This window comes from Thermus sp. 2.9 (assembly GCF_000794385.1).
GTDB classification, from domain to species: Bacteria; Deinococcota; Deinococci; order Deinococcales; family Thermaceae; genus Thermus; species Thermus thalpophilus.
On the sequence record NZ_JTJB01000046.1, the window covers coordinates 1 to 6,384 of the forward strand.

General features: G+C 64.0%; 4 protein-coding genes and 2 tRNA genes. 1 reads left to right on the plus strand and 5 read right to left on the minus strand.

Translation table 11 applies throughout. The features are described 5' to 3' along the window. Positions 1 to 54: 54 nt before the first annotated feature. A tRNA-Arg gene (locus QT17_RS11385) sits at positions 55 to 131 on the plus strand. Positions 132 to 171: 40 nt separating this feature from the next. Here the strand turns inward: QT17_RS11385 and QT17_RS11390 are convergent. From QT17_RS11390 to QT17_RS11410, 5 genes are all read right to left on the minus strand, one after another. After that, a tRNA-Lys gene (locus QT17_RS11390) sits at positions 172 to 247 on the minus strand. A gap of 24 nt (positions 248 to 271) precedes the next feature. After that, positions 272 to 973 carry a hypothetical protein gene (locus QT17_RS11395; RefSeq protein WP_039460108.1) on the minus strand — a complete coding sequence of 234 codons (702 nt, stop codon included), beginning with the start codon at positions 971 to 973 and terminating at the stop codon, positions 272 to 274. A 57-nt stretch (positions 974 to 1,030) separates the two neighbouring features. Beyond that, positions 1,031 to 3,406 (minus strand): cytochrome c oxidase subunit I, encoded by a 2,376-nt coding sequence (ctaD, locus tag QT17_RS11400; protein WP_039460110.1) that lies wholly within the window; start codon positions 3,404 to 3,406, stop codon positions 1,031 to 1,033. Between the two features lie 13 nt (positions 3,407 to 3,419). Further along, complete coding sequence (gene coxB, locus QT17_RS11405; RefSeq protein ID WP_039460112.1) at positions 3,420 to 4,433, minus strand: cytochrome c oxidase subunit II; 1,014 nt, start codon at positions 4,431 to 4,433, stop codon at positions 3,420 to 3,422. 11 nt (positions 4,434 to 4,444) lie between these two features. Then, positions 4,445 to 6,262, minus strand: coding sequence for a heme o synthase (locus tag QT17_RS11410; RefSeq protein ID WP_039460113.1), 1,818 nt, complete (start codon positions 6,260 to 6,262; stop codon positions 4,445 to 4,447). Between the last annotated feature and the right edge of the window lie 122 nt (positions 6,263 to 6,384).

The window sequence follows — 6,384 nt, forward strand, 5'->3', positions numbered from 1 at the left end:
GCTGCAATAATTATTGACAGAAGCGTTCTTCCGTGCTACTTTAAAGGTCGGCTTGGGCCCGTAGCTCAGTTGGATAGAGCGGCTGACTACGGATCAGCAGGTCAGGGGTTCGAATCCTCTCGGGCCCGCCAAGAAACCCCCGGGGCGCATGCCCTGGGGGTTCGCCTTCGGTGGTGGGCCGTGCAGGATTCGAACCTGCGACCTACCGATTAAAAGTCGGTTGCTCTGCCAGCTGAGCTAACGGCCCCCAAGCCCTAGCGATTATAGCCCCCTAGCGCGGCTTGCGCAAGGCGTCCATGATCCAAAGGCCAAGCCCTTCCTCCCGCACCCGCCCCTTTAGGGCCTCCACATCCAGCTCCCTGGGCTCCACAGCTTCCAGCGCCTCCTTGGGCAGGGGAGCTGCCTCCAAAAAGGCGAAAAAGGAAGGGTCCACCCAAGGGGGCACCCAGGCCCCGCTGCGGCAGAGGAAGACCCGGTGGAAAACCCCTGCCACCTTGCCCCCGGGGTCTAGGGCCCGGGCCAGGGGCACCTGTGGCTCGGGCTCCAGGGAAGGGTTGCGCCAAGGGGGGTAGTAAACGGCAAGCCGCGCCCCGGCGCGGGCGTAAAACACCATCCAGTCATCGCAAGCGGGCTCCTCGCCCAAGGGGCGGTAGCCGGCGTCGTGGTGGGCGTCAAAGAGCACCACCTCCTCCACCCCCTCCCGCACCCTAGGGTGGAAGGCCAGGGCGTTGGAGTCGGCGTAGAAAAGCCGGGCCTCCGGAGCGAAGTTAAAGCGTTCCCAAAAACCTTCCCATTCCCGGGCCTGGGGCAAGGATAGCCCCCGGAGCAAAAAGGCCAGGGCGCGGGCCCCCCACGCCTCCTGAAGGTAGTAAGGGGTTTCAAAGTGGGCCCAGGCGTAAAGGTGGGCCTCCGGGTGACGAGGGTCCTGCGGTACGGGAAAGAAGTAGTCAAAGTCCACCACCAGAAGCCGCATCCTCTCACTAAATAGTAAAATCCCCCGCCAAGGGCGGGGGAAAGGGTTTCGGTGGCTTCACCAGATGTAGAACAGGACGACAATGAAAAGCCACACCGCGTCCACCAAGTGCCAGTACATGCTGGCGGCCTCGAGGGTGCCGTGGTTATGGAGGGTGATCTTGCCCCTAAGGGCCTGGAGGTAGGCCAGGATGAGGCCAAAGCCCCCGATCACCACGTGCAGGCCGTGCAGCCCCACGATGGTGAAGAAGGCCGCCGTCCAGAGGTTCTCCTGCCAGCTGGAGTGGCTGTGGAACTGGTAGAACTCCCAGGCCTGGAAGAGGAAGAAGAGAACCCCCAGCAGGATGGTGAAGAGAAGCCCGAAGCGGAAGGGGTTGAACCGGCCCCGCCTGAGGTCGTGGTGGGCGAAGTGCACGGTGAAGGAGGAGCTCACCAGGAAGAAGGTGTTGAGGAGGGCAAGCCAAAGGGCAGGCCTTTCCTCAGGGGGCACCGCCGCCCCGGAAAGCCTGAGGTAGAGGTAGCCGGCGATGAGGATGGCGAAGAGGCCCACCTCCGAAACCATGAACCAGGCCATCCCCATCCAGGCGTTGGACTTGCCCGTGAGGGTGTGGTGCTCCACCGGGTGGCTGTACTCGTCCTCCAAGGCCCAGCGCACCAGGCCGTAGGCGAAGAGGGCCAGGAAGACCCACATCCAGATGTTGGGCACCGGCAAAGCCGCCACGGAGACGAAGAAGGCGAAGAGGGTGGCGGCGGAGTAGAAGGGCCAGAAGGAGCTATTGGGCAGGTGGATGTGGCTCGGGTCCTCGGGCTTGAGCTCCACCCCCTTCTTGGCCCAGTCGTAAAGGGGCCGCTCGGAGGAGAACTCCGTGGGAAGCTTCACGTCAAAGTTGTGGGCCTTGGGGGGGGAGGCGGTGAGCCACTCCAGGGTGTAGCCGCCCCAGGGGTTATCTGGCGCCTTTTCCCCGGAGCGGAGGCTCTTCCACATGGTGTAAACCCAAACGAGGCCGCCCAGGCCCAGGATAAAGGCCCCGATGGTGGAGATGAGGTTGAGCTCGGGCCAGCCGGCGATGTCGGCGTTGTAGGTGTAGTAGCGCCGGGGCATGCCCAAGAAGCCCAGGGCGTACTGGGGCATGAAGGTCACGAGGTAGCCCACCAGGAAGAGCCAGAAGTGGAGCTTCCCCAGGCGCTCGTCGTACAGGCGGCCCGTCATCTTGGGCCACCAGTAGTAAAGCCCCGCGAAGGCGCCAAAAGCGGACCCCGCCATGAGGACGTTGTGGAAGTGGGCCACCACAAAGTAGGAGTCATGGAACTGGTAGTCCAGGGGGGTCATGGAGAGCATGACCCCGGTGATCCCCCCGAGGAGGAAGTTGAAGATGAAGCCTAAGACCCAAAAGAGGGGGGTCTTCATCTGCAGGTGGCCGCCCCACAGGGTTCCCAAAAGGTTGAAAAGCTTCACCCCGGTGGGCACGGCGATGAGGGCGGTGAAGAAGGCAAAGGCGATCTGGAAGATGGTGGACTCCCCCACGGTGAACATGTGGTGGGCCCAGACCATGGTGCCCAGGACCACGATGCCCATCTGGGCCCAGACCATCTGCTTGTAGCCGAAAAGGGGCTTGCGGGCGAAGGTAGACGCCACCTCGGCCAGAATGCCGAGGTAGGGAAGGAGCATCACGTAGACCGTGGGGTGGGAGTAGAACCAGAAGAACTGCTGGAAGAGAACGGGGTCCCCCCCGATGTCCGGGTTGAACCAGGAAAGGCCAATCTTGCGGTCCAGGAGAACCAGCAAGGTGGCCGCGGTGAGCCCCGCCAGGCTGAAGAGGTTGAGGACGCTGGCGGCGAAGACGCTCCAGACGTACATGGGCATCTTCCACATGCTCATCCCCTGGGCCCTGAGGTTGTAGATGGTGGCGATGAAGTTGGCGTTACCTAGGAGGCTGGAGAAGCCCAGGAGCAAGATGGCCGCCATGTAGAAGTTGACCCCGCTTCCCGACTGCACCGAGAAGGGGTAGTAGAAGGTCCACCCCACCGCCGGGGCCCCGCCGGGGAAGAAGAAGCTCATGAGGGCCAGGATGATGGCCCCCAAAAAGGCCCAGTAGCTGAAAGCGTTCACCCGGGGCAGGGCCACGTCCCGCGCCCCCAGCATCAGGGGCACCACGAAGTTGCCGAAGCCGGTGAGCCCAGCCTGGATGATGAAGAAGAAGAGCATGGTGGCCCCGTGCAGGGTGAGGACCTGGTTGTACTGCTCCCCGGTGAGCAGGTGGTTGTTGGGCACCGCCAGCTGCGCCCGGATGAGGAGGGAGAAAACCCCCGCCAAGGCGAAGGCGAAGAAGGCGGTGGCGGTGTACATGAGGCCGATCTTCTTGTGGTCCACCGTGGTGAGCAGGTCCCAGAGGACCGCCCACACATTGGTCTTAGGCTTTGCGACAATGGCCATCCTCTAACCTCCCCTAGAACTTGGGCAGGGCCCGGAAGTCAAAGCCCTCCACCTTAAGCCCCTCCAGGTAACGAACAAGGGCGTCCAGGTCTTCCTCAGAAAGCTGGGGGAAGCCCGGCATCTTGGTCCCCGGCTTCATGGCGGCGGGGTCCTTGATCCAAGCCTTGAGGTGTTCCGGGGTGTTGTCCACGATCCCCGCCGCCAGGCTCACCCGGTTGCCCACGAAGCCGAGCTCTGGGCCGATGACCGCAGGGGGCATCTTGCCCTGGACGGAGTGGCAGGCCATGCAGTTTTGCTGGAACACCTCCTGCCCCCGGGCATCCGCCACAGGGGGCGTGTAGCCCTTGGCCGCCTCCACGAAGCGGTCAAACTCCTCCTTGGGCACCACCAGGACCCGGAAAAGCATGCGGGCGTGGCTCGGCCCACAAAGCTCGGCGCAGAAGCCGTAGTAGTTGCCCGGCTTTTCCGCTACAAAACGGATCCGAGTCTTTTGTCCCGGAATGGCGTCCTGCTTGCCCACCAGGCCCGGCACCCAGAAGGAGTGGATCACGTCCTTGGAGGTCACCTCTAGCTCCACCGGCACCCCCGCGGGCAGGATGAGCTCGTTGGAGTTGCGGAAGCCCAGCTCGGTGTAGTTGAAGTCCCACCAGAACTGGTAGCCCGTGACCTCCACCTTCATGGCCCCCGGGATGGGTTTGTTCACCTGGATGAGGGCCCGGGCGGTGAGGCCGAAGAGGATCAAGATGATGGCCACGGGGATGAGGGTCCAGATGACCTCGAGGCGGTCGTTCCCGTGGATCTGGGGTGGCTCGCCTTGCTGGCCAGGGCGGGCGCGGAACTTCCAGGCGATGTAGGCCAAAGCGCCCGCCACCACGCCGAAGATGAGGACGGAGAAGACCAAGACCCAGACCAGGAGGTGATTGGTTTCCCGGTTCACCGGGGAAAAGGGATGGGTGATGGCCACCCGGTGGGCCTCCTGGGCCAAGGCCAGACCAAAAAGACTCAGGGCCGAAAACGCTCGTCTCATCCACTCCCTCCCTATAGCACCCGGTCCACCGCCATGGCCACGAACAAGAGGGCCAGGTAGAGCATGGAGTATTTATACAGCGAAACCGCCGTCCTCCGCTCGGGCTGGCGGTAGAGGGCAAGGGCCTTAAGCAACAAAAGGGCGTTCAGGGCCAGGCTGAAGAAGAGGTAGAAAAGCCCGAGCTCGCCCAAAAGAAGGGGCATGAGGGAGATCAGGGCGGTGAGGAGGGCGTAGAGGGCGATCTGCATCACCGTGACCCGCTCCCCCAAGACCACGGGCAGCATGGGCACCCCCACCGCCCGGTAGTCGTCCTGGATCATGAGGGCCAAAGCCCAGAAGTGGACGGGAGTCCAGAAGAAGATGAGGGCGAAGAGGTACCAGGCGAAGAGGTTAAGCTCCCCCGTCACCGCCGCCCACCCCACCAAGGGTGGGAAGGCCCCCGCGGCCCCGCCGATGACGATGTTTTGCCAAGTGCGCCGCTTGAGGTACAGGGTGTAAACCAACACGTACCAGATAAGCCCCATCAGGGCCAAGGTGGCGGCGAGGAGGTTGGCGGCCCAGGCCAGGAGGCCGAAGCCCAAAAGGGCGAGGGCAAAGGCGAAAAGGAGGGCATCCCGGCTGGAAATCTTTTGCGTCACCGTGGGCCTTTTAGCGGTGCGCCTCATGCGGGCGTCAATGTCCCGGTCCACCACCATGTTAATGGCGTTGGCCGCCCCCGCCATCAGGTACCCCCCCAAGGCCACCGCTAGGAAAAGCCCGGTCCCCGGCCACCCCTTGGCGGCGATGAGCATGGCGAGGAGGGTGGTGAGGAGAAGGAGGCTGATGACCCGGGGCTTGGTGAGGGCCAAGTAGTCCTTCCAGGTGGCCCCCCCCGTACCCCGGTGCACCCGGGCCTCTTGGCCTTCCCCAAGCTCCACCCGCCGCGCCCCTCGGGCCAGGCTCGAGGCCATGAGGAGCACGAAAAGAAGCCACACGGCGTAGGCCAAGAAGAGGTGGAGGATCTGCATCCAAACCGGGGCCTTGAGCCAGACGTTCACGAGCCCCGCCAGAAGCTGGGCCCCGTAAAGGTAAGCCAGGCCCTGAGCCAGGCGCCTTGTGGCCTCCGAGGGGCGGAGGTGGGCCACCAAGAAGCCGGCGAAGACCACGTAAAGCCCCACGCTCACGGCGATGAGGGGGTGAAGGACCCTAAGGCGCACCAGGAAGTGCTCCCCAGGGGTAAGGGAGCGCTCCAGGGCCTCGAGGGTGTTCCGCACCGGGAAAAGGAGGTCGCCAAGAGCGGTGACCGCCCCGCTCATCCCCAGGAAAAGGAGGGCAAGAAGCCCAAGCAGAAGCGCCCACCCCACCGCCCCCTGCCCCCTCAGGCGCAAGGGAGCGCCCCCGGAAGCCCACCAGGCGGTGAGGGCCAAGGCGGCCAGGAGGAAGTAGGTGTTGGCCAGGTGCACCATCTGCACCACGGCCCGCTCGGCGCTCACGTTGTGGGCAGTCCAGCCGAAGAGGACCAAGGAGGCCCCCACCAGGCTTTCCGTGATCATAAAAAAGAAGGAAAGGGCGGCGCCAAACCGGGCGGGATGCCCCTTGGGCAAAGCGCGGAGGGCCAGGACCAGGAGAAGCAACACGGAAAGGAAGGCCAGGCCCGAGGTGGCCCGGTGGGTGAACTCAATGAGGGTTTCCACCTGGGGGCTTCGGGGGATGATCTCCCCGTTGCAGGTGGGCCAATGGGCGCCGCACCCTGCCCCCGAGCCCGTGGCCCGCACATAAGCCCCCCAAAGGGCCACCAACACGTTCCACACCAAGACTCCCCAGGCGTAGCGGCTAAAGGTCTGGCTCATAGGAAACCCGTCCCCCAGACGGTAGCGCTTACCATTCTGCCAAAGGGCTCCCCTTGGGGGTGAAGTACATTTGTCCCTACCATAGCCGCCACCTAGGAGCCTAATACCCCCGGGCCCTATTT

Bases quoted from the DNA above. Each gene is read 5' to 3' on its own strand.
- QT17_RS11410 (WP_039460113.1), bottom strand. From the start codon at position 6,262: ATGAGCCAGACCTTTAGCCGCTACGCCTGGGGAGTCTTGGTGTGGAAC.
- coxB (WP_039460112.1), bottom strand. From the start codon at position 4,433: ATGAGACGAGCGTTTTCGGCCCTGAGTCTTTTTGGTCTGGCCTTGGCC.
- QT17_RS11395 (WP_039460108.1), bottom strand. From the start codon at position 973: ATGCGGCTTCTGGTGGTGGACTTTGACTACTTCTTTCCCGTACCGCAG.
- ctaD (WP_039460110.1), bottom strand. From the start codon at position 3,406: ATGGCCATTGTCGCAAAGCCTAAGACCAATGTGTGGGCGGTCCTCTGG.